Source organism: uncultured Microbacterium sp. (genome assembly GCF_900078385.1).
Classification (GTDB): Bacteria; Actinomycetota; Actinomycetes; order Actinomycetales; family Microbacteriaceae; genus Microbacterium.
This window is the reverse complement of sequence record NZ_FLQR01000011.1, coordinates 43838-64686: the sequence shown is the minus strand read 5'-3', so window position 1 is coordinate 64686 and position 20849 is coordinate 43838. Positions and strand designations below refer to the sequence as shown.

Below are 20849 nucleotides of genomic sequence, written 5' to 3'. Positions count from 1 at the left end.
GTTCAGCGGATGCGGAGGCGCGTGCGCACGGCCGACAGCACGGTGCAGACGGCCGCCAGCGCGACGAGCACCACGACCACGAACCATGCCGGGACCGCCCAGTCGCCGATGCTCAGATCCAGCCCGTACACCGCGCGCAAGGCCTCTCGGGCATCGGGGACATCGGCCGTCATCTGCGCCAGGGTATCGCCGGCGAACTCCCGGCGCAGCAGCATCCCGGCCTGCGCGAACGGCAGGGCAGCGACGACGGATGCGACCCCGTCGGGGAAGACTCCGATCGGGATGTACGCGGCGGCGATGAAGCCGAGGATGGTGCCGACGATCGTGGCGAGTCCGGAGAAGGCGCCGTTCGTGCGCACGAACGACACGATGAGCGCGGACAGCGCCGTGAAGGAGACGCACGCCAGGAGGACGATCGCGAGGCTCCGGAGGATCGCGGGTACGGTCAGCCAGGTGCCACGGATCAGGCCGAGATACAGGATGCTGATCACCAGCACGAGGACCGACAGCAGCACCGCCACCAGCACCGCCGACAGCAGGTAGCCGAGGACGAGCTGGCCGCGGCGCAGCGGCGCCACGAGGAAGTCGCGGAACCGGCCGGACTGATCGTCGTCCACCAGCACCGCCAGCCCGCCGAGCCCCGTCGTGACGGTCGTGATGAGGACGATGCCCGCGAACATCCAACTGTCGACGAAGGCTTGCACCTCGCCCGTGGAGGCGCCGGGAAGAGACCCGGCCAGGTCGGAGGTCTGCAGGTTCCCGAGGAACAGCGTGTAGAGCGCGAAGAGGATGACGGCGCCCAGCAGGGAGAAGAAGACGTTGAGGCGGTCGCGGAAGAAGAGGCGCAGGTTGCGCCCGACGATCGCGGCGACCACGTTCATGCGGCCGCGTCCTGATCGGCCGGGCGCCCGGTGAGCGCGAGGAAGACGTCGTCCATGCGGCCGTGCCGGAACTCGAAATCGCGGACGTGGTCGCCGTGCGCGGCGAGGAGCGCCCGCGCCGCGTCGGCGTCCGGCACCGCGACGGCGACGACGTCGCCCTCGCGCACCGGGTCGGCCCCCGCCGCGCGGCTGAGCTCCAGGAGGGCGTCCGCGTCGTCGGTCGTGACGGTCAGGGTGCTGCGGCTGTACTGCGCGCGCAGACGGGCCGGCGTGTCATCGGCGATGATCCGGCCGTCGTCGATGACGCAGACGCGCGCCGCCTCCTCCGTCTCCTCCAGGTAGTGCGTCGTCAGGAACACAGTGAAGTCGGTGCGCGCGCTGAGCTCGTGCAGGGTCGACCAGACGAGGGCGCGGCTGGCGGGGTCGAGTCCCGCCGTCGGTTCGTCGAGGAAGAGCACCGCGGGCTCCGGGAGCAGGGCGCGCGCGATGTCGACGCGTCGCTTCTGGCCGCCGGAGAGCACGCCGTACCGGCGGTCGAGGAACTCCTCCAGGCCGATGAGCTGGGCGACCTCGCGGATCCGCTGGTCGAGCGCGCCGCCGTGCACGTGGGAGAGCCGGCCACGGAGGCGGAGGTTCTCCCGCGCGGTCAGCAGCGGGTCCAGGAGCGAGTCCTGGAAGACGACCCCGATGGACTCGCGGACCTGACCCCCCTCACGGCGCACGTCGTGCCCGTTCACGACCACCTCACCGGCGTCGAAGGGCAGGATCGTCGTCAGGCAGCCGATCGTCGTCGACTTGCCCGCGCCGTTGGTGCCGACGAAGGCGAACACGCCCCCGTCGGGCACCGTGAAGGAGATGTCGTCGACGGCGACCTTCGCGCGGTAGCGCTTCGTGAGCCCCTGCACCTCGATCGCCACGGCATCCTCCGCTCGTCGGGCCCGATCCTAGCGAGGTATCCGCGGCGCCGCCGCGTCCCTGCCCGTCACTCGAAGCGGACGCGGCTCTTGGGGCTCGCGCGCTCGTCCAGAGCCTGGCGTGCCGCGCTCAGCGCGGTCGAGCCGTAGCCGCGCCGCGCGAGCTGACCGGAGAGGCGACGCAGCGCGACGTCGCGTTCGAGGGAGTCCATCGAGCCGGCCTTGGCACGCGCGAACTCGAGGGCGCGTTCGGCCTCGTCGTCCGGCAGCGACTCGAGGGCGATGTCGATGACGTCACGCCCGATCCCCCGCTGGGACAGCGTCTGCGCGATCGCCTGCCGACCCTGCCCCTTGCGGGAGACGGCCTTGTGGATCAGCTGCTCGGCGAGGGCTTCGTCGTCCAGGTACCCATGCGCGACGAAGCGGTCGAGCAATGCCGCGACGACGTCGTCGTCCAGGTCGTGCTCCCGGAGCGCGGAGCGGGCCTCACGGATCGAGAGCGAGCGGGTGCGGAGCTTCTTCAGGAGCACCTTCTCCGCGCGTGCGAGCGCGTCGGCTGCGGCAGAGTCGTCGTCGACCGCGGGCGCCGGCGGTTCTTCCGCCACCCAGGTCGGGTGCCACTCCGGCGTCTGCGGCCCGGGGCCGTTGTCGACGCCGGGCCGGTGGCGCACTGGCGCCGTGTCCGCACCCGTCGCCCCGCCGAAGAGCGGGATGACGGGGGCGAGCGTCTCGTCGTCGCGCTCGCCCCCGTTGTCCGAACGCATGATCAGGCGGGGCGGCGGGCGGCCAGCTCGTCGGACTCTTCGACGACCTTGGGCTGTCCGATGCCGAGCTTCTGCTTGATCTTCGTCTCGATGTCGGCGGCGATATCGGCGTTCTTGATCAGGAAGTTGCGCGCATTCTCCTTGCCCTGACCGAGCTGCTCACCGTCGTACGTGTACCAGGCACCGGACTTCTTGACGATGGCGTGCTCGACGCCGAAGTCGATGAGGCTGCCCTCGCGCGAGATGCCGACGCCGTACAGGATGTCGAACTCGGCCTGCTTGAAGGGCGGCGCCATCTTGTTCTTCACGACCTTGACGCGGGTGCGGTTTCCGACCGCGTCCGTCCCGTCCTTGAGGGTCTCGATGCGGCGGATGTCGAGGCGGACCGAGGCGTAGAACTTCAGCGCCTTGCCGCCGGCGGTGGTCTCCGGCGAACCGAAGAACACGCCGATCTTCTCGCGCAGCTGGTTGATGAAGATCATCGTCGTGTTCGTCTGGTTGAGTCCACCGGTCAGCTTGCGGAGCGCCTGCGACATGAGGCGAGCCTGCAGGCCGACGTGGGAGTCGCCCATCTCGCCCTCGATCTCGGCCTTGGGCACGAGTGCGGCGACCGAGTCGATCACGATGAGGTCGATCGCGCCGGAGCGGACGAGCATGTCGGCGATCTCGAGCGCCTGCTCGCCCGTGTCGGGCTGCGACACGAGCAGCGCGTCGATGTCGACGCCGAGCTTCTGTGCGTAGTCGGGGTCGAGGGCGTGCTCCGCGTCGATGAACGCGGCGATGCCGCCGGCGCGCTGGGCGTTCGCGATCGCGTGCAGCGTGAGCGTCGTCTTACCGGAGGACTCCGGTCCGTAGATCTCGACGATGCGGCCGCGCGGGAGCCCGCCGATGCCGAGGGCGACATCGAGGGCGATCGACCCGGTGGGGACGACCTCGACGGGGGCGCGGTCGTCGCTGCCGAGGCGCATCACCGAGCCCTTCCCGAACTGCCGGTCGATCTGGGCGAGGGCCGATTCGAGGGCCTTCTCGCGGTCAACTGCTGAGGGCATGGCGTGCTCCTTATGCTCGCGTTCCGTCGCCTATAGGCTGTCGCGCTCGCCCCGGCGGGGTGATGCTGCGACAAGGCATGTGGTGTCTGTCTGACGTCTCCCACGCTACGAAGGACCTCCGACATCCGTCGGCTGAACCCTCGCATCGAGGAAGACGCTTCCACGACACCTCTTGTGCAGGAGACTACGCGGAAATCGAACAGAGCTTCGATGACACGCCGCGTGTCGGAACCCGATCTCCGGGTCAGCGGCCGCGCGGATCCAGCCGACCGACGCCGTGCCGCCGCGCGGCGGGCACATCCATCTCGCCGCAGAGCGCGAGCCACACGTCGCGGGCGGGGACACCGTCCTTCAGCGCTTCGCGCGGCGTGCGGTTCTCCAGGGCGACGAGGCTCAAGTCGTCGACGAGCGTCGCGCCGCGCGCGCCGAACTCATCCTCGACGGCGCGATGGAACTCGCTCAAGCGCATGCGTACAGTGCCGGCTCAGCGCAGGGAGAGCTCGGGCTGGACCTCGTCCAGCGAAGCGATGTCGTCCGGGACGACGTCGGAGAACGTGTGCAGCCCCTCGAGCACCGAGATGCGGTCGCCGACCTCACGCATGATCGTGGAGATGGGCACATCGAGGGCGTCCGCCACGGCGGCCAGGATCTCGCTCGAGGCTTCCTTCTGTCCACGCTCGACTTCGCTGAGGTAGCCGAGCGCCACGCTCGCGCGACCTGCGACCTGTCGCAGGGTGCGGCCCTTCTGCAGGCGGAAGTCGCGCAGGACATCGCCGATCTCTTGACGAACCAGGATCATGTCGGGCCCCCTCCTTCGATCTTCCGCGTCCCCGAGGGGATCACGCTACCTCACTTGCCAGTCACCCTAGACCCGCAGCGCTGGGGAATGGGTGGGAATCACTGATACGTAACGGAGCTGAAACCACGGGTATTCCCGCCCGTCACAGCTCTTCCGTCACGCCGCGGTCGCTCACAGCGCGTCCAGTGCCAGTCGGAGGGCGCGGGCGGCGGCCTCGGCGCGGATGGCCTCCCGGTCCCCGCCGAGCTGGAAGGACTCCACACGCGACCCCAGCGGCGTCGAGATGGCGATGTGCACGGTGCCCACGGGCTGACCATCCGGCGACAGCGGACCGGCGATGCCGGTCGTCGCGATGCCGACATCGGCGGGGATGCCGTCGCGGCCGACCGCGCGGCGCACGCCGTCGGCCATCTGCCGCGCAACGCGCGGGTGGACGGGTCCGTGCGCCTCGAGCAGCGTGGCATCCACGCCCAGCAGCGACTCCTTCACATCGGTCGCATACGCGACGATGCCGCCGCGGACGACGGCGGAAGCGCCCGCGACCGAGACGAGGGACGACACGACGAGCCCGCCGGTGAGCGACTCGGCGACACCCACCGACCAGCCGAGGTCCTTGAGGCGGGCGACGAGGCGCTCCGGCTCGGTGCGCCGGCTCGGGGAGACGAGCGTGGATTCGAGGTCCTCGGGCAGTGAGCTGGGCGGCTGGTGCGTCATGCGCGCACCTCGCCGCGGGAGCCGTCCCGCGCGGCGCGGATCGCCGTCAGCACGTAGTCGAGGCCGCTCGCGACGGTGAGCACGACGGCGATGGTCATGGCGATCGCGTTGACGATGTGGATCCACTCCCCCACGACCGTCCACAGGGGCAGGAGGGCGAGGGAGAGCGCGACGGCCTGGGCCACGGTCTTGAGCTTGCCCATCCACGCGGCGGCGACGACGTGGTCACCCGCGACGATGAGCCGGTGCACGGTGATGCCGACCTCGCGGACGAGCACGAGGATCGTGATCCACCAGGGCAGCTCGCCGAGGATGGACAGGCACACGAACGCGCAGCCGGTGAGCGCTTTGTCCGCGATCGGGTCCAAGAGCTTGCCGAGGTCCGTGACGATGTCGTGGCGGCGGGCCAGGTAGCCGTCGATCCCGTCTGTCGCGATCGCCACGATGAACAGGACCGCCGCGCCCCAGCGCAGCGCGCCATCGGCGCCGGCATCGGCCAGCAGCATCCAGACGAAGATCGGGGCGCACAGGATGCGCACGATCGTGATCGCGTTCGGGAGCTGCCTCGGGATCGCCACAGACCGAGCCTAGTCGCGTCAGTCGCGGCCGGTGAGGCCCCAGGCGTCCTCGTCGCCGCGGTCCTCCTCGACGACCTCGTAGCCGTGGAACTGCGCGTCGACGGCGTTCGGACCGTAGGGGTCTGTCGCCGTGCCCGCGGCGGATGCCGGCGGCTCGTCGCCGCGCAGCCGCGCGAGCACGGCAGGCAGCTCGTCGGGGGTCACCAGCACGTCGCGGGCCTTGGAGCCCTCGGAGGGCCCGACGATCTCCCGCGACTCGAGCAGGTCCATGAGGCGCCCGGCCTTCGCGAAGCCGACGCGGAGCTTGCGCTGCAGCATCGAGGTCGAGCCGAACTGCGTCGAGATGATCTGCTCGGCAGCCGCGAGGAGCAGCTCGAGGTCGTCGCCGATGTCGGCGTCGATATCCTTCTTCTCCGCGACGGCCGCGACGTCGGAGCGGTACTGGGGACGCTCCTGACCCTTGACGTGGGAGACGACCCGCTCGATCTCGGCCTCGCTCACCCAGGCGCCCTGCACGCGGATCGCCTTGGAGGCGCCCATCGGCAGGAACAGCCCGTCGCCCTGCCCGATGAGCCGGTCGGCGCCGGGCTGGTCGAGGATGACGCGGGAGTCCGTGACGCTCGTCACGGCGAACGCGAGCCGCGAGGGCACGTTGGCCTTGATGAGGCCCGTGACCACGTCGACGGAGGGACGCTGGGTCGCGAGCACCAGGTGGATGCCGCTGGCCCGGGCGAGCTGCGTGATGCGGACGATCGAGTCCTCGACGTCGCGCGGCGCGACCATCATGAGGTCGGCGAGCTCGTCCACGACGACGAGGAGGTACGGGTAGGGCTTCAGCACGCGTTCGCTGCCGACCGGCAGGTTGATCTCCCCCGCGACGACGGCGCGGTTGAAGTCGTCGATGTGCCGGTAGCCGAACGACGCGAGGTCGTCGTACCGCATGTCCATCTCCTTCACGACCCACTGCAGCGCCTCGGCGGCCTTCTTGGGGTTCGTGATGATGGGGGTGATGAGGTGCGGGACGCCGGCGTAGCTCGTGAGCTCGACGCGCTTGGGGTCGATGAGCACCATGCGCACGTCGGCGGGCTTCGCCCGCATCAGCAGGCTCGTGATCATGGAGTTCACGAAGCTCGACTTGCCGGAGCCGGTGGAGCCCGCCACGAGGAGGTGGGGCATCTTCGCGAGGTTCGCGATGACGTAGCCGCCGCCGACGTCCTTGCCGACGCCGATCGTCATGGGATGCGTCTGGGCGCCCGCGGCCGGCGAGCGCAGCACGTCGCCGAGCGTGACGATCTCCCGGTCGAGGTTCGGGATCTCCACGCCGATGGCGCTCTTGCCGGGGATCGGCGCGAGGATCCGCACCTCATTGGAGGCGACGGCGTAGGCGATGTTGTTGGTGAGCGCCGTGATGCGCTCGACCTTGACGCCGGAGCCGAGGGCGATCTCGTACTGCGTCACGGTCGGGCCGCGCGAGAAGCCGGTGACACGGGCGTCGACGGAGAACTGCTCGAAGACGCCCATGATGGCGCGGACCATCTGGTCGTTCGTCTCGGAGCGCGCCTTGTGGGGCGTGCCCTCGGCGAGCGTCGAGACCGACGGCAGGCGGTACGGAGCGGCCGGCGGACGCCCGTCGTGGTCGCCGCCCAGGCCGCTCAAGCCCGGCAGGAGCCCGTCGTCGACGATCTCCTGCGTGTCCTCGCGGATCGCGGTGTCGGCCTTCCCGGCGGCGCGCTTCGCCCCGGCGACGACGGCCGGGTCGATGATCTCGGTCGGTGCGTCCGGCGCGGGTGTCGGCACCGTGACCGCCGTCTCGAAGGCGCCGGGGCCGGAGCCGTCCAGCAGCGCGGTGAGATCGTCGGAGCCGAGGTGGGCGTCGTCGACCTCTTCGCGGCCGGACTTGTTCCGCCGCCACCACGGCAGGCTGTCGCCGGCATCCTTGTCCGCGTCGGGCGTGCACGCGACCGTCGACGCGTCGGCGGGCACGCGCTCCGTGCCGAACATCCACGCGTAGAGGTCGCCGAGGCGCGCGCCGATGCGGTTCGGCGGGGTCTTGGTGAGGATCAGGATGCTGAGCACGCTCAGCAGGCCCAGCACGATTCCGGCGCCGATGTTCGTGAGGAGCATCGCGAGCGGCTCGCCGATCATCCAGCCGAACAGGCCGCCGGCCTCGCTCAGCGCCGGCAGGCCGGACTTCGGCTGCGGGCGACCGCCGAGCACGTGGCAGAAGCCCGCGATGGTGAGGATGAAGAGGCCGAAGCCGATGCCGATGCGGCCGTTGTCGTGCACGGACGGCGGGTGGCGGAACAACCAGCCGGCGAGGAAGAGCAGCAGGACGGGCAGGATGAACGCCTCGCGGCCGACGAGCGCCCCGACCGAGAACGCGCTGATCGTCGTGCCGACCTCGGTGCCGATCAGGAACCACTCCACGACGCCGCCGACGATCGCGAGGAGGACGAGGACGAACGGGAACCCGTCGCGGCGCTGATCCTTCTCGAGCGTCTCCGGCCCGAACGTGCGGAACACGCCGCCGGTGGCGTGCGCGAGGCCCATCCAGGCGCGGGCGAGGGCGGGCGGCTTCTCCGGCTCGTCGACGTAGCGCTTGGGGGCGGGCGCCGCCTTCGGCGCGCGCGAAGAGGAGCCCTTCGCGGACGCGCGCGGGCTCGCGGTCGGACTGCTGCTCCTGGCCATCCCCCCACGGTAGGCCGCATGGTGCGCGATCCCGCGGATTGACGCGGCTGTTCGGCGCGAAGGGCCGGTCGCCGATCGTGCGGCGCGGGGGTCAGCGCAGGAGCTTGACCATGGTGTCGCGCCCGAATCCGCTCTGCGTGACGGCGAAGCCCTCCGAGCGGTAGAGGGTCTGGGCGAAGTTGCCGCGCTCCACCGACAGGCTGATCCGGCCGTGCCCGTCCGCCCGCGCCTGTTCGCACAGCCGCTGCAGCAGCGTCCGGCCGACGCCGTGGGCGCGCCAGATCGGCCGCACGCCGATGATCAGCTCCGGCACCCCGGTCGCGAGGTACCCGAGACCGGGGTCGGTGCGCGGCAGGACGCGGTACCACGCCGCGCCGACCGGCTCATCCTGCTCGTCGATCGCGACGATGCCGGCATCCCCCGACCGCATCCATCCGGCGATGTACCGACTGTGGTCGGGGTGCGTGAGGATCTCGTGCCGCGGCCGCACCCCGCCCTGCCGCCAGTTCGCCGCCTCCACGACCATGTCGGCCAGGAATGCGCCGTCGGCCTGCACGGCGGGGCGGGTGCGGAAGGACATCGGCGGAGGCCCGGGTCAGGCTTCGATGACGAGCGGCACGATCATCGGTCGGCGGCGCAGCGCCTGGTTGACCCAGCGGCCGATCGTGCGGCGGACGACCTGCGACAGCGCATGCGTGTCGCGGACGCCGGACTGCGCGGCCTCGGCGAGCGCGGCGGCGATCTTGGGCTTGACCGAGTCGAACACGGCGTCGTCCTCCGCGAACCCGCGGGCGTGGATCTCGGGACCCGTGATGATGCGGCCGGTCGCGGCATCCACCACGACGATGACGGAGATGAAGCCCTCCTCGCCGAGGATGCGACGGTCCTTCAGATCGGCATCCGTGATCTCGCCGACCGTCGAGCCGTCGACGTACACGAACCCGAGGTCGAGCTGCCCGACGACCTCCGCGTGACCGTCCTTGAGATCGACGACGGTGCCGTTCTCGCCGATGATCGTGCGCTCGGCGGGGATGCCGGTGTCCTGGGCGAGCTTGGCGTTCGCGATCAGGTGGCGGTACTCGCCGTGCACGGGCAGGACGTTGCGGGGCTTGAGGATGTTGTAGCAGTACAGCAGCTCGCCGGCGGCGGCGTGGCCCGAGACGTGCACCTTGGCGTTGCCCTTGTGCACGACGTTCGCGCCGAGCTTGGTGAGCCCGTCGATGACGCGGTACACCGCGTTCTCGTTGCCCGGGATGAGGCTCGAGGCGAGGATGACGGTGTCACCGGGGCCCGGCTCGATCGCGTGGTCGAGGTTCGCCATCCGCGACAGCACGGCCATCGGCTCGCCCTGCGAGCCCGTGGACATGTAGACGATCCGGTCGTCGGGGAGGTCCTTGGCCTTCTTGTAGTCGATGAGCACGCCATCCGGCACCTTCAGGTAGCCGAGGTCCTCGGCGATCGTCATGTTGCGCACCATGCTGCGGCCGAGGAACGCGACGCGGCGGCCGTTCTCGGCGGCGGCGTCGATGACCTGCTGCACGCGGTGGACGTGGCTGGAGAAGCTCGCGACGATGACGCGGCGCGGGGCCTTGGCGATCACCTGATCCAGGACCGGGCCGATGGCGCGCTCGAGCGGGGTGAAGCCGGGGACGTCGGCGTTGGTCGAGTCGACGAGGAAGAGGTCCACGCCCTCCTCGCCGAGCCGGGCGAAGGCGCGGAGGTCGGTGAGCCGGCCGTCGAGCGGCAGCTGGTCCATCTTGAAGTCGCCGGTCGCGAGCACGAGGCCCGCGGGGGTGCGGATGCCGACGGCGAGCGCGTCGGGGATCGAGTGGTTGACCGCGACGAATTCGAGCTCGAACGGCCCGATGTTCTCGGTCTGACCCTCCGTCACCGTCAGCGTGTACGGCTTGATCCGGTGCTCCTTGAGCTTCGCCTCGACGAGCGCGAGCGTGAGGCCCGAGCCGATGACGGGGATGTCGCGCTTGAGGCGCAGCAGGTACGGCACGGCGCCGATGTGGTCTTCGTGACCGTGGGTGAGCACGACCGCGACGATGTCGTCGAGGCGGTCCTTGATGGGCTCGAAGTCGGGCAGGATCAGGTCGACGCCGGGCTGGTGCTCCTCGGGGAAGAGCACACCACAGTCGACGATGAGCAGCTTGCCGCCGTACTCGAAGACCGTCATGTTGCGGCCGATCTCGCCGAGGCCGCCCAGCGGTGTGACGCGGAGGGTGCCGGGCTCGAGGGCAGGCGGATCGTAGACGTTCGTGGGCATGGGATGCCTCCTCCGGATGCCGCGGCATCCGCTTGTTCGGTTGTGGGTGTGAGCGCCGGGCTCAGCGTGTGGTGCCGTGCACCTTGGGCAGTGCGCCGCCGGCGGCCGCGTTGCGGTCGGGGCGGAAGTTGGAGAAGTCGGCGCCCTGGACGCCCTTGACGAGTGCGAGCTCGTCCTCGATGGCCGCGGCCTCCCACTCCTCCGGCCCGACGAGCGGCAGGCGCACGCGGGGGCTGGAGATGCGGCCGAGGCCGTGGAGGATGTACTTCGCGCTCACGGTGCCGGGGACGTGCGTCATGACGGCGCGCACGAGCGGCTCGAGCTGCTGGTGCGCCGCGGTCGCGGCCTTCAGGTCGCCGCGGTTCACCGCATCCACGATCACGCGGTACGGAGCAGCCGCCACGTTCGCCGTCACCCCGATGAGGCCCGTCGCGCCGATCGCGAGGTGCGGGAGCACGTTCGAGTCGTCGCCGGAGAAGTACATGAGGTCGGTCTGGTTCAGGACCCGGCTGACCTCGCTGAAGTCGCCCTTGGCGTCCTTGATCGCGAGGATGTTGGGGTGCTTGGCGAGCCGGAGGATCGTCTCGTACTTGATCGGGACGCCCGTGCGGCCGGGGATGTCGTACAGGATGACCGGCAGATCGGTCGCGTCCGCGACGAGCCGGAAGTGCGTGAGGATGCCGGCCTGCGTGGGCTTGTTGTAGTACGGCGTGACGATCATGATGCCGTCGGCGCCGGCCTTCTCGCTGGCCTTGTACAGCTCGATCGCGTGGGCGGTCTCGTTGGAGCCGCCGCCGGTGATGATCTTCGCGCGGCCCGCGGCGACGTCCTTGCCGACCTCGACGAGCTTGAGCTTCTCCGGGTCGGTCAGGGTGCTGGTCTCGCCCGTGGTGCCGGTCACGACGATGCCGTCGGCGCCGGCCGTGATGACGTCGTCCATGTGCTTCTCGACGGCGGGCCAATCGACCTCGCCGTCGGCCGTCATCGGGGTGACGAGCGCGACGAGTACCTGTCCGAAAGGGTTGCTCGTGTGCGTCATCCCCCCAGGCTATCGGTTCGGCTCCCGGTCGACGCGGCGCCGGTCTCCGGCGGGCCGGGGTCGGGTGGGGCGGGGCTGGTCGCCGTGCGGTGGCCGTGTGGTCGCGTCGAGCCGGGTGGGTCGGCGATCTGCAGGAGCACCTGTGACTGGTGCGACCCATGTGGCTCACGGGGCCCGTCAGTCACCGGTGCTCCTGCGGTCTGCTCGCGACCGGGAGGGCTGACCCGGCCTCGAATCAGTCAGCGGCCGAGGCGGCGGAGGATCGCGGCCTCGACGAGCGGCCAGTCGTAGACGACGAGCGCGTAGTCGAACCGGAGAGTCTCGTACCCCGCGGCGGCCGCGGCGGCGTCACGGACGAGGTCCTTGTGCCGCTTCGACGGTCCGTCATGGTTCTCGCGGCCGTCCACCTCGAGGACGATCCGTCCGGCCAGCACGAAGTCGACCCGTCCGACACCGGGGATCGGCACTTGACAGTCCAGCCGGATGCCGCGGTCCGCGAGCCGCAGCCGGAGGAGCGACTCCAGCCCGGACTCGGCGTCACCGCGGGCGATGTCGAGCACGCGGCGCAGCCGGGCCGGGAGCGCCGACCGGACGGCGACGCGGTCGGCCGCGCCGATGAGCCCGAGACGCCACGCCGATTCGTACGCGGCGAAGAACCCCTCCCTGCTGAGGCACCGCGCCGCCTGCACCAGCGCATCGGAGACCGGCACGACTCCGAAGGTCGCTCGACCCTCGCCATGGTGGTCGACGCAGCGGCATCCGGGATGTTGATGCGCGCGCCCTTTGTCGCCGAGCCACACGTGGAGTCCGGGATCGGCGAGCACCCAGATGCCCGCCAGTGCGAGCGCGGTGACGCAGGCGACCGCGCCCCCGTGCGCGGCGGCCGCGAGGACGGCGGGCGAGGTCCGACCGAGCGCGTAAACCCCGTGCCGCACTCGGAACGCCCAGCCGTCGCGCACCGCGCGTGCAAGTGCCGCGCGGGTCACGCCTGACTCGAGGACGTCCCGGGCCGCGGCGACGCCACCCCGTGCCTCGAGGGCGTCCACAACGCGTCCGGTCACCAGGCCACAGTGGCGCCGGGCCGGTCTTGTGACGACGAGTCCCGGCGCGACCGGTGCGGAGTGAGGTGTCAGCCGGCGATGTGCAGGAGACGGCGCCGGACGGCGATCGCGCGGCGAACTGCAGGATCAGGTGTGAAAGGTGGGGCAGCGGAGACGACATGCGCCCCAGGCGTCACGGTCGGTCCTGCGTTTTGCACCGCGGCGCCACCGGAGTGGGCCGGGGTCGGGGCGGGCGGGGCGGGTCGCGCCGGTGGGCGCCGCCGGGCCGGACGGGACCCGCGGCGACGCCGGCGCGGTTACCGGCCGGTGCGGGCCAGACGGGCGGCGAGGCCGGACGGGATCAGGCGGACCACGCCGACGAGGAGCTTGTAGCGCAGCGACGGGATCGACACCGCCTTTCCGCGCGCGGCGTCGCGGAGACCCTCGGCGACGACGGATCGCGCGTCGAGCCACAGCGGACCCGGCACACCCTCGCGTCCGGGCGCGAGGCCCATCCGCTCGTGGAAGTTCGTGTGCGTGAACCCCGGGCAGAGGGCCGTGACCGCGACGCCACGCGGCGCGTACGTCGCGTTCGCCCACCGGCTGAACGCGACGACCCAGGCCTTCACGGCCCCGTAGGTCCCCCGCGGCAGGAATGCCGCCACCGAGGCGACGTTGATGATGCGGCCGGAGCGCCGCTCCAGCATCCCGGGCAGCGCGGCGTGCGTCAGGTGCATCGTCGCGCGGACGTGCAGGTCGAGGTGCCGGTCCTCGGCGGCCAGGTCGTTGCGCTCGAACCGCAGGTCCAGCCCGAACCCGGCGTTGTTGACGAGGATCTCGACGGGGCGCGCCGCGTCGCCGAGCCGCGCCTCGACCGCCGCGAGTCCGTCCGCTGTCGTGAGGTCGGCGGCGAGCACTTCGCACTCGACCTCGAACTCGCGGGTCAGCGCGAACGCCAGGTCACCGAGCTTCGCCGCGTCGCGGGCGACGAGCACGAGACCGGCTCCCCGCGCGGCGAGCTGCCGAGCGAACTCGCTGCCGAGCCCCGAGCTCGCTCCGGTGATGAGTGCCGTCTTCGCCATCCGTGCAGACTACGTCGCCGGCTCCAGAGTCAGGAATCGGTACCGGATGCCGCTCCGCGACGTGTGCCACCCCTCCCGTGGATCGACGCCCGCCGTCGACCATCCCGACCGGGCGGGCGCGTACGTGTCCCCGTCCACCCGCAGGTCGAGTTCCGTGACCTCGAGCACGTCGGCTTTACCGATCGCCTCGCGGAAGACGCCGCCGCCGCCGATCACCCAGACCTCCGCCGCGTCGCCCGCCAGCGCCAGCGCCTCGTCGAGCGAACCGGCGCGCTCCGCACCGTCGGCATCCCACTCGGCACTGCGGGTGACCACGATGTTGCGACGCCCCGGCAGCGGCCGGAATCGGTCGGGGAAGGACTCCCACGTCCGACGCCCCATGATGACGGGCGCCCCGAGCGTGACGGCCTTGAAGTGCGCGAGGTCCTCCGGCACGTGCCACGGCATCCCACCGTCCGCGCCGATCACTCCCCCGGCGGCCTCCGCCCAGATCAGGCCGATCCGCGCTGTCGTCACACCGCCACCGCACCGCGGATCGCCGGGTGGTGCCGGTAGTCCTCGACGACGAAGTCCTCGTACCGGTAGTCGAGGATCGACTCCGGCGTCCGCGTGAAGCGCAGGGTCGGGTACGGGTACGGCTCGCGGCTCAGCTGCTCTTCGACCTGCGCGAGGTGGTTGTCGTACACGTGGCAGTCGCCGCCGGTCCAGACGAAGTCGCCGGGCTCGAGTCCGGTCTGCTGCGCGATCATCAGGGTCAGCAGAGAGTAGGAGGCCACGTTGAACGGAACGCCGAGGAACATGTCGGCGCTGCGCTGGTAGAGCTGGCAGGACAGCTTGCCGTCGGCGACGTAGAACTGGAACAGCGCGTGGCAGGGCGCGAGTGCCATGTTCGGGATGTCGGCGGGGTTCCACGCCGACACGATGAGTCGGCGCGAGTCGGGGTTGGCCCTGATCTGCTCGATGACCTGCGCGATCTGGTCGATCTGCCCGCCGTCCGGCGTCGGCCACGAGCGCCACTGCACGCCGTACACCGGGCCGAGCTCGCCGGACGCATCGGCCCACTCGTCCCAGATCGTCACGCCGTTCTCCTGCAGCCAGCGCACGGTGGACTCGCCGCGCAGGAACCACAGCAGCTCGTAGGCGATCGACTTGAAGTGCACGCGCTTCGTCGTGATCAGCGGGAAGCCCTGCGACAGGTCGAAGCGGATCTGACGCCCGAACACGCTCGTGGTGCCGGTGCCGGTGCGGTCGTCCTTATGGATGCCGTCCGCCAGCACCTCCCGCAGCAGATCCTCGTAGGGCGTGGGGACGGATGCATCGGTCACGACAGCCAGACTACCGACCGGTCCCCCCACCCGGCCCGTAACGCGACATCTTGGGCCGTCACGTGCGCCCGCCCACAGCGTCGGGCGCTAGTGTGGGGCGCTGTGGACCTCCTGAACGCCGTACTGATCCTCGCCGCGCTGCTCGCGGCGACGGTCGGCGTCGGCGTCTACCTGCGCTGGCAGCAGGGCCGCCCGTGCCGGGTCGACCCGGACGAGGTCGTCGATCCGCGCCGCTTCGGCGCGGCACAGCTCGGCGATGCGGCCACACTCCTGCAGTTCAGCAGCGAGATGTGCAGCCGGTGCCCGGGCGTGCACCGCACCCTCGCGGCGATCGCGGACTCGAGCCCCGGCGTCGTGCACTACGACGTCGACCTCACGCACCGCCCCGACATCGCGAAGCACTTCCACGTGCTCCAGACGCCGACCACGCTCATCCTCGACAGCGACGGCGTCGTGCAGACGCGCTTCGGCGGTGCACCCAGCCGCGACGTCATCGAGCTGGAACTGGGGCGCGTGACGGCATCCACCGTCCGCGTCTGACGGCATCGTTTCCTCCGCGCGGCGGTGAGTCTAGGCTCGACGCACGGGTGGCACACGGCCGCGTCCGCGTCGAGGAGGATCAGCATGAGCGTCACGAGCGAAGCGAGCACGACCTGGAAGGGCGGCCTGGCCGACGGATCGGGCGAGGTGGCTCTGGAGAGCTCGAACCAGGGGCCGTTCGCGGTGAACTGGAAGGCCCGCAGTGAAGGCTCGACCTCGGTGACGACGCCGGAGGAGCTCATCGCGGCCGCGCACTCCTCATGCTTCAGCATGGCGCTCTCGCACGCCCTCGCCGAGAACGGGACGCCGCCGGAGAGCATCGAGACGACCGCGTCGGTGACCTTCCTCCCGGGCACCGGGATCAGCGGCTCGCACCTCAACGTCAACGCCGTCGTCCCCGGCCTGTCTCCCGAGGACTTCGCCCGCCTGGCCGAAGAGGCGAAGGCCGGCTGCCCCGTGTCCGCGGCGCTCAGCGGCATCGAGATCACCCTCGAGGCGACGCTTGCCTGACGCGCCCGCGCGCGTCGTCGTCTCGGGTTCCTCCGGCCTCATCGGCCGGGCGCTGACCGACGCGCTCACCCGTGACGGTGTAGCCGTGACACGGCTCGTCCGTCGGCCACCCACGAGCCCCGACGAAGTGCAGTGGGATCCGAACGCCGAAGAGCTCGACCCCGGCGTCCTGGACGGCGCCTCGGCGGTCGTCAACCTCAACGGCGCGAGCATCGGCCGCTTCCCGTGGACCGCACGCTACAAGCACGAGCTCGTCTGGTCGCGCATCACGCCCACGCAGGCGCTCGCCCGCGCCGTCCGCTCCCTCGGAGCCGACGCGCCGGCCTTCGTGTCGTCATCCGCCGTCGGCTACTACCCGTCCGTCCCGGGCATGCTGCTGCCGGAGACGGCGCCGCGCGGGGAGACGTTCCTCGCCGATCTGTGCGGCGAGTGGGAGGCCGCGGCGCTCTCCGCCGGCGATGCGGCCCGCGTCGCGCTCGTGCGCACCGCCCCGATCGTGCACCCCGAGGGCGTCCTCAAGCCGCTCCTCCTCCTGACCCGCCTGGGCGTGTCCGGCCCGATCGGGCGCGGGACGCAGGTGTGGCCGTGGATTTCGCTCGAGGACGAGGTGCGCGCGATCCGTCACGTCATCGACGCGGGGCTCACGGGGCCGGTCAACCTCGCCGGTCCCGAACGCGCGACGGCCAACGACCTCGGCTTCGCGCTGGCCCGCCGCATGAACCGGCCCTACGCGCTGCGCGCCCCCGTGTGGGGCATGCGTCTGGTCCTCGGACCGGATGCGACGGAGTCGCTGCTGACGAGTGACATGCACGTGGTCCCGGGTGCGCTCACAGCCTCCGGGTTCTCGTTCACGCATCCGACCGTCGAGGATGCCGTCGCGGCGGCCGTGCCGGCCTGATCAGCCGTTCCGCCCCTTCGCGCACGAGCGGCGCCGCTCAGCCGCGTCGCGCGCCCGCCTCCAGGGCGATCGCCTTGCGCACCGCCTGGCGGGCGCGCGTGCGGTCGCCCGCCCCGTCGTACGCCAGCCCGAGCCGGTACCACGCACGCCAGTCGCCGGGGTGCGCCTCGACCTCGGCACGGTAGGCGGGGAAGAGCGCGTCGGCCTGGTCGCGGATCGGACGGCCGCTCGCGCGGACATCGACCTCGTCGTCCGGCAGCCCGCCCTCCGCCTCGAGCCGCTTGCCGAGCTTCGCGGCCCGGAGCCCGAAGGACAGCTCCCGCCACAGCCCCCACGCCGCGATGAGGGGCAGCACGATGAGCGCGACGCCCATCGCGACGCCGATGGGTTCGCCGGTCGTGAGGAGCAGAACGGCGCGCTGCCCGACGAGCACGATGTAGACGACGAGGAGCACCGCCATGACGGCGACGCCGATGCGCGCGCTCATGCTCCGGTCGTGCGGGCGACCTGGCCGGGCACGCCGCCCTCGGCGACGGGGCGCGCGGGCGGCGGGGTCGCCGGCATCCGGATGGCGATCTCGATGATGCTGTCGAGCCCGACCGTCACGCCCTGCGCGTCGCGCGCTGCGTGCAGAGCGGCGCGGATACCGGGCGCGTACGCGGCGGAGGGTTCGATCGTGTCGTGCACGACCGTGAGCGACTCGCCCGGCCCGGAGAGGATCGTCTCCTGCCGCGCGACGACGCCGGGGCGGCGTAGCGAGTGGACGGGGACGGACGCGACCTGCTGGCCGCGCGCCCGCTGATCGACGTGCGGCGACTCGACGGGGCCGACCTCGCGACGCGCGGCGGCGATCAGCTCGGCCGTCCGCACGGCGGTCCCGCTCGGCGAGTCGATCTTCGTCTCCCGGTGGGTTTCGACGATCTCGATGGACGGGAAGAACGGGGCGGCGGCGGCGGCCAGCGCGCTGCCGACGACCGAGCCGATGGAGAAGTTCGGGATGAACACGGCGCCGGTCCCGGCCGCCTCGACGAGCGGACGGACGAGCGCGATGCGCTCTGCGGACCAGCCGGAGGTGCCCACGAGCACGTTGATGCCGCGTTCGATCGCGGCGCGGACCACATCGATCGACACGGCGGGCGTCGATGCGTCCACGACGAGGTCGGCACCGTCGATCTCGCTCATGTCCGACCCCGACCCGAGCACCGCGATCGTCTCGAAGTCTTCGGCGGCGTCGATCACTGCGGCGATGATCCCGCCGAGCTTCCCGGTGCCACCGACGAGGGCAACCCGCGTCGTCGTCATGGGCTCAAGACTACGGGGATACGCTCGAAGGCATGGTCAGCCTGAGCCCGACACGCACCGACGACCCCCGCGCTCACGCCCTTCTCGGCGAGTACTTCCACATGCGCGGGGAGACTTTCCCGGACCGGGCGTACACCCCGGTGTTCCCGGATCCGGCCGCGTTCGAGCCGCCCGCGGGGATCTTCCTCGTGGTGCACGGCGACGACGGGCAGGACGTCGGATGCGGCGGCATCCGGCGCATCGCGGACGGGCCGGACGGCATCCGCTACGAGGTCAAGCACCTGTATCTGCGTCCGTCGACGCGTGGCCGCGGCTGGGGGCGACTGCTCCTGGAGGCGCTCGAGGCGCGCGCGCGGGAGTGGGACGCCGCCGAGCTCGTGCTGGACACGCACCACACGCTGGAGGCCGCCGGGGGCCTGTATGCCCGGAGCGGCTTCACCGCCATCGAGCCCTACAACGACAACCCCAACGCGACGCGCTGGTACGGCAAGACGCTGCGCTGAGCTCCCGGCCCCGCGGTCAGACGAAGGGGTGCTCGGGCAGGCCCGTGCGCAGCTCCATCGGCAGATGGGCGAGGTCGTTGTGCGTCACGAGCGTCCACGGCCGGCCGGTGCGCTGCACGAGCACCGTGAGACCGCAGTGCGCCTGGCTGAGCGTGAGCCAGCGCCAATCCGGTGCCTCGAGCACCTCGCGGACGAACCACGAGATCACGAAGTTGTGCGTGATGAGGAGGTCGTGCGATCCGGGTTTGCGGACGAGGAACTCGTCGACGGCATCGGACATCTGCGCGGACCCAGCCTCGATCTCGGCCTCGGTGATGCCGCCGAAGAACGCCTCGTAGGCGCTCGGCGTCTCCGGTGTCATGCCGGTGGGCACGCAGTCGAACAGCAGCGGCGAGGCCACGGGCGACACCGCCGGCAGACGATCGGCGACGGCGCGGGCCGTCTCCGCGGCGCGCTCGAGGGGCGAGTGCCACACGGCGGTCAGCGGCACGCCCGAGAGGCGGTCGGCGATCAGCTGCGCCTGCCGACGCCCGCGTGGTGACAGCGGACCGTCCGCCAGCCCGTGCTCGGCGCCGACGTGCTCGCCGTGGCGCACGAGATACAGATACTGCGACACGGTCACACGCTCACTTCGTCGGGGGGACGGCTCAGGGCAGGCCACTTCCACCCTATGTCAGCCCGCCGACGGGCGATCGTCAGGCGGCGGCGCGGGCGATGTCCGCGAGCTGCGCGCGGCTGAGACGGGCGCCGACGCCCTGCATGATCTCCTCGACGTGCGAGACCGCGAACGCGTTGACGATCGGCGCGGCGACGACGCGCTGCGCGAGCAGCCAGGCGATCGCGACGGCGGCCGTCGGGATCGAGAGCTCGGCGCCCACCTTGTCGAGGGCGCGGAGCGTGCGGGTGCCGCGACGGTTCATGTTCGACGCCAGCTGGACGCCCCGTACGGACTGCGCGACGAGCGAACGCGACCGCACCGCCCCGGCGAGGAAGCCGTGCTCCAGCGCCTGCGACGGCGTGAAGGAGATGCCCTGGGCGCCGGCGACGAGGCGCAGGTCGCCCTCGAAGTCCTGCCGGTGCAGCACGTTGTACGGAACGTCGAGCACCGTCATCCGCGGGTAGCCGGCGGAGGAGAGGATCCGCGCTTCGACGAGCTGCGCGGCCGTGTGCCCGAACGACCCGAGCGCGCGCACCTTGCCGGCTCCGACGAGCCACTCCGCCGTCGCGAGGACGTCCTCGAGCGAGGTCGCGCTGTCGGCGGTGGCATCGAGGTAGAGGATGTCGACGCGGTCGGTGCGAAGCCTCGTGAGCGCCCCTTCGACAGCGCGGACGAGGTTGACGGCGCCGAGCCCCGGATGCTCGGGACTCGAGCCGACGCGGACGCCCACGACGATCTCGTCCCGGATGCCGCGCGCGTGCATCCACTGGCCGATGATGTGCGCGCTGCGGCCGGCCGAGTAGCTGTCCGACGTGTGCACGGCGTTGCCGCCGCGCTCGCGGTACGCGTCGAGGATGGAGTGGGATGCCGCCGGGTCGACGTGCCAGCCGAATTCGCCGCCGCCCATGATGAGCGGGAAGACGCTCAGACCGCTCTCCCCCAGCGTCGTGCGCACGGCCTGGCCGAGCGGCGGACCCTGGACCGGGATCGGCGACGACGGGTGTGCAACGCCGCCCTGCGGCTCGTCGGCGCGGGCCGTGGTGATCGGCGATCCGACCCCGAACATACCCATACGGTGCACCCCCTCACGAGTCCTCTGGCGGAGTCTCCGAGTTGATCACCCACCCCCGTGCGGTAACTCCGAGGGTAGGCCAGGCCTCCGACACTTCCGGCCGCTGCGGCGAACGGCCGGTAAACATTCGATAACGGTTTGGCGTGGGAGCGTGCCCAACCCGCGCGGCAGGTCTCACCGCCCGTCGTCCGGCCGGTGGGCGACGCAGAAAACGGATGCCC

Annotated in this window: 24 protein-coding genes; 4 read left to right on the top strand and 20 right to left on the bottom strand. The window is 71.4% G+C overall.

Annotation, left to right across the window (positions count from 1 at the left end; translation table 11 throughout):
• Window positions 1-2: 2 nt before the first annotated feature.
• The 16 genes from QZL85_RS13850 to QZL85_RS13775 form a co-directional block, all read right to left on the bottom strand.
• Window positions 3-881, bottom strand: a complete 879-nt coding sequence (locus QZL85_RS13850) for an ABC transporter permease (protein ID WP_295577782.1) — start codon at window positions 879-881, stop codon at window positions 3-5.
• The gene (locus tag QZL85_RS13845; RefSeq protein ID WP_295577780.1) at window positions 878-1798 is read right to left on the bottom strand and encodes an ABC transporter ATP-binding protein; all 921 of its coding nucleotides are present in this window, start codon (window positions 1796-1798) and stop codon (window positions 878-880) included. The genes QZL85_RS13850 and QZL85_RS13845 overlap by 4 nt, the downstream gene beginning before the upstream one ends.
• Before the next feature lie 65 nt (window positions 1799-1863).
• Window positions 1864-2559, bottom strand: a complete 696-nt coding sequence (locus QZL85_RS13840) for a regulatory protein RecX (protein WP_295577778.1) — start codon at window positions 2557-2559, stop codon at window positions 1864-1866.
• A gap of 2 nt (window positions 2560-2561) precedes the next feature.
• Window positions 2562-3608, bottom strand: coding sequence for a recombinase RecA (gene recA, locus QZL85_RS13835; protein WP_295577775.1), 1047 nt, complete (start codon window positions 3606-3608; stop codon window positions 2562-2564).
• 244 nt (window positions 3609-3852) lie between these two features.
• A complete protein-coding gene (locus QZL85_RS13830) occupies window positions 3853-4077 on the bottom strand; it encodes a DUF3046 domain-containing protein (RefSeq protein ID WP_295577773.1) in 225 nt (74 codons plus the stop codon).
• Between the two features lie 15 nt (window positions 4078-4092).
• On the bottom strand, window positions 4093-4407 hold the full coding sequence (locus QZL85_RS13825) for a helix-turn-helix domain-containing protein (protein WP_295577771.1): 315 nt from the start codon (window positions 4405-4407) through the stop codon (window positions 4093-4095).
• Window positions 4408-4578: 171 nt separating this feature from the next.
• Window positions 4579-5121, bottom strand: a complete 543-nt coding sequence (locus QZL85_RS13820; RefSeq protein WP_295577769.1) for a CinA family protein — start codon at window positions 5119-5121, stop codon at window positions 4579-4581.
• Window positions 5118-5699: a CDP-diacylglycerol--glycerol-3-phosphate 3-phosphatidyltransferase gene (pgsA, locus tag QZL85_RS13815; RefSeq protein ID WP_295577767.1), complete on the bottom strand. Its 582-nt coding sequence runs from the start codon at window positions 5697-5699 to the stop codon at window positions 5118-5120. Before pgsA ends, QZL85_RS13820 begins: the two co-directional genes overlap by 4 nt.
• Before the next feature lie 18 nt (window positions 5700-5717).
• Complete coding sequence (locus QZL85_RS13810; RefSeq protein WP_295577764.1) at window positions 5718-8387, bottom strand: DNA translocase FtsK; 2670 nt, start codon at window positions 8385-8387, stop codon at window positions 5718-5720.
• 91 nt (window positions 8388-8478) lie between these two features.
• Window positions 8479-8967 (bottom strand): GNAT family N-acetyltransferase, encoded by a 489-nt coding sequence (locus QZL85_RS13805; RefSeq protein ID WP_295577762.1) that lies wholly within the window; start codon window positions 8965-8967, stop codon window positions 8479-8481.
• A 15-nt stretch (window positions 8968-8982) separates the two neighbouring features.
• Window positions 8983-10659 (bottom strand): ribonuclease J, encoded by a 1677-nt coding sequence (locus QZL85_RS13800; RefSeq protein WP_295577760.1) that lies wholly within the window; start codon window positions 10657-10659, stop codon window positions 8983-8985.
• Window positions 10660-10720: 61 nt separating this feature from the next.
• Window positions 10721-11698, bottom strand: a complete 978-nt coding sequence (dapA, locus tag QZL85_RS13795) for a 4-hydroxy-tetrahydrodipicolinate synthase (protein WP_295577758.1) — start codon at window positions 11696-11698, stop codon at window positions 10721-10723.
• 239 nt (window positions 11699-11937) lie between these two features.
• Window positions 11938-12759 carry a type IV toxin-antitoxin system AbiEi family antitoxin domain-containing protein gene (locus QZL85_RS13790; RefSeq protein ID WP_295577756.1) on the bottom strand — a complete coding sequence of 274 codons (822 nt, stop codon included), beginning with the start codon at window positions 12757-12759 and terminating at the stop codon, window positions 11938-11940.
• 296 nt (window positions 12760-13055) lie between these two features.
• Window positions 13056-13820 (bottom strand): SDR family oxidoreductase, encoded by a 765-nt coding sequence (locus tag QZL85_RS13785; RefSeq protein WP_295577754.1) that lies wholly within the window; start codon window positions 13818-13820, stop codon window positions 13056-13058.
• 9 nt (window positions 13821-13829) lie between these two features.
• Window positions 13830-14336 carry a dihydrofolate reductase gene (locus QZL85_RS13780; RefSeq protein ID WP_295577751.1) on the bottom strand — a complete coding sequence of 169 codons (507 nt, stop codon included), beginning with the start codon at window positions 14334-14336 and terminating at the stop codon, window positions 13830-13832.
• Complete coding sequence (locus tag QZL85_RS13775) at window positions 14333-15154, bottom strand: thymidylate synthase (protein WP_295577914.1); 822 nt, start codon at window positions 15152-15154, stop codon at window positions 14333-14335. Before QZL85_RS13775 ends, QZL85_RS13780 begins: the two co-directional genes overlap by 4 nt.
• A gap of 93 nt (window positions 15155-15247) precedes the next feature.
• On the opposite strand from QZL85_RS13775, the gene QZL85_RS13770 reads away from it, so the two are divergent.
• The 3 genes from QZL85_RS13770 to QZL85_RS13760 all read left to right on the top strand — a co-directional run bounded on the left by QZL85_RS13770 (window position 15248) and on the right by QZL85_RS13760 (window position 17093).
• Window positions 15248-15685, top strand: coding sequence for a thioredoxin family protein (locus tag QZL85_RS13770; protein WP_295577748.1), 438 nt, complete (start codon window positions 15248-15250; stop codon window positions 15683-15685).
• Between the two features lie 84 nt (window positions 15686-15769).
• A complete protein-coding gene (locus tag QZL85_RS13765) occupies window positions 15770-16195 on the top strand; it encodes an OsmC family peroxiredoxin (protein WP_295577746.1) in 426 nt (141 codons plus the stop codon).
• Complete coding sequence (locus tag QZL85_RS13760) at window positions 16188-17093, top strand: TIGR01777 family oxidoreductase (protein WP_295577744.1); 906 nt, start codon at window positions 16188-16190, stop codon at window positions 17091-17093. The genes QZL85_RS13765 and QZL85_RS13760 overlap by 8 nt, the downstream gene beginning before the upstream one ends.
• Before the next feature lie 37 nt (window positions 17094-17130).
• Here QZL85_RS13760 and QZL85_RS13755 read toward each other — a convergent pair whose 3' ends face one another.
• Window positions 17131-17580, bottom strand: a complete 450-nt coding sequence (locus QZL85_RS13755; protein ID WP_295577742.1) for a hypothetical protein — start codon at window positions 17578-17580, stop codon at window positions 17131-17133.
• A complete protein-coding gene (locus QZL85_RS13750; RefSeq protein ID WP_295577739.1) occupies window positions 17577-18395 on the bottom strand; it encodes a 4-hydroxy-tetrahydrodipicolinate reductase in 819 nt (272 codons plus the stop codon). The genes QZL85_RS13755 and QZL85_RS13750 overlap by 4 nt, the downstream gene beginning before the upstream one ends.
• Before the next feature lie 32 nt (window positions 18396-18427).
• Here QZL85_RS13750 and QZL85_RS13745 point away from each other — a divergent pair, with 32 nt between their 5' ends.
• The gene (locus tag QZL85_RS13745) at window positions 18428-18898 is read left to right on the top strand and encodes a GNAT family N-acetyltransferase (RefSeq protein WP_295577736.1); all 471 of its coding nucleotides are present in this window, start codon (window positions 18428-18430) and stop codon (window positions 18896-18898) included.
• Between the two features lie 16 nt (window positions 18899-18914).
• Here QZL85_RS13745 and QZL85_RS13740 read toward each other — a convergent pair whose 3' ends face one another.
• Entirely contained in the window at window positions 18915-19514 is a 600-nt protein-coding gene (locus QZL85_RS13740; protein ID WP_295577734.1) for a histidine phosphatase family protein, read from the bottom strand.
• Between the two features lie 79 nt (window positions 19515-19593).
• Entirely contained in the window at window positions 19594-20628 is a 1035-nt protein-coding gene (locus tag QZL85_RS13735; protein WP_295577731.1) for an aldo/keto reductase, read from the bottom strand.
• Between the last annotated feature and the right edge of the window lie 221 nt (window positions 20629-20849).

What these genes read in the sequence shown, in the direction of transcription:
- QZL85_RS13825 (WP_295577771.1), bottom strand. Translation starts at nt 4,407, where the DNA reads ATGATCCTGGTTCGTCAAGAGATCGGCGATGTCCTGCGCGACTTCCGC.
- QZL85_RS13810 (WP_295577764.1), bottom strand. Translation starts at nt 8,387, where the DNA reads ATGGCCAGGAGCAGCAGTCCGACCGCGAGCCCGCGCGCGTCCGCGAAG.
- QZL85_RS13830 (WP_295577773.1), bottom strand. Translation starts at nt 4,077, where the DNA reads ATGCGCTTGAGCGAGTTCCATCGCGCCGTCGAGGATGAGTTCGGCGCG.
- QZL85_RS13805 (WP_295577762.1), bottom strand. Translation starts at nt 8,967, where the DNA reads ATGTCCTTCCGCACCCGCCCCGCCGTGCAGGCCGACGGCGCATTCCTG.
- dapA (WP_295577758.1), bottom strand. Translation starts at nt 11,698, where the DNA reads ATGACGCACACGAGCAACCCTTTCGGACAGGTACTCGTCGCGCTCGTC.
- QZL85_RS13820 (WP_295577769.1), bottom strand. Translation starts at nt 5,121, where the DNA reads ATGACGCACCAGCCGCCCAGCTCACTGCCCGAGGACCTCGAATCCACG.
- QZL85_RS13800 (WP_295577760.1), bottom strand. Translation starts at nt 10,659, where the DNA reads ATGCCCACGAACGTCTACGATCCGCCTGCCCTCGAGCCCGGCACCCTC.
- QZL85_RS13735 (WP_295577731.1), bottom strand. Translation starts at nt 20,628, where the DNA reads ATGGGTATGTTCGGGGTCGGATCGCCGATCACCACGGCCCGCGCCGAC.
- QZL85_RS13755 (WP_295577742.1), bottom strand. Translation starts at nt 17,580, where the DNA reads ATGAGCGCGCGCATCGGCGTCGCCGTCATGGCGGTGCTCCTCGTCGTC.
- recA (WP_295577775.1), bottom strand. Translation starts at nt 3,608, where the DNA reads ATGCCCTCAGCAGTTGACCGCGAGAAGGCCCTCGAATCGGCCCTCGCC.
- QZL85_RS13745 (WP_295577736.1), top strand. Translation starts at nt 18,428, where the DNA reads ATGGTCAGCCTGAGCCCGACACGCACCGACGACCCCCGCGCTCACGCC.
- QZL85_RS13850 (WP_295577782.1), bottom strand. Translation starts at nt 881, where the DNA reads ATGAACGTGGTCGCCGCGATCGTCGGGCGCAACCTGCGCCTCTTCTTC.
- QZL85_RS13750 (WP_295577739.1), bottom strand. Translation starts at nt 18,395, where the DNA reads ATGACGACGACGCGGGTTGCCCTCGTCGGTGGCACCGGGAAGCTCGGC.
- QZL85_RS13765 (WP_295577746.1), top strand. Translation starts at nt 15,770, where the DNA reads ATGAGCGTCACGAGCGAAGCGAGCACGACCTGGAAGGGCGGCCTGGCC.
- QZL85_RS13840 (WP_295577778.1), bottom strand. Translation starts at nt 2,559, where the DNA reads ATGCGTTCGGACAACGGGGGCGAGCGCGACGACGAGACGCTCGCCCCC.
- QZL85_RS13785 (WP_295577754.1), bottom strand. Translation starts at nt 13,820, where the DNA reads ATGGCGAAGACGGCACTCATCACCGGAGCGAGCTCGGGGCTCGGCAGC.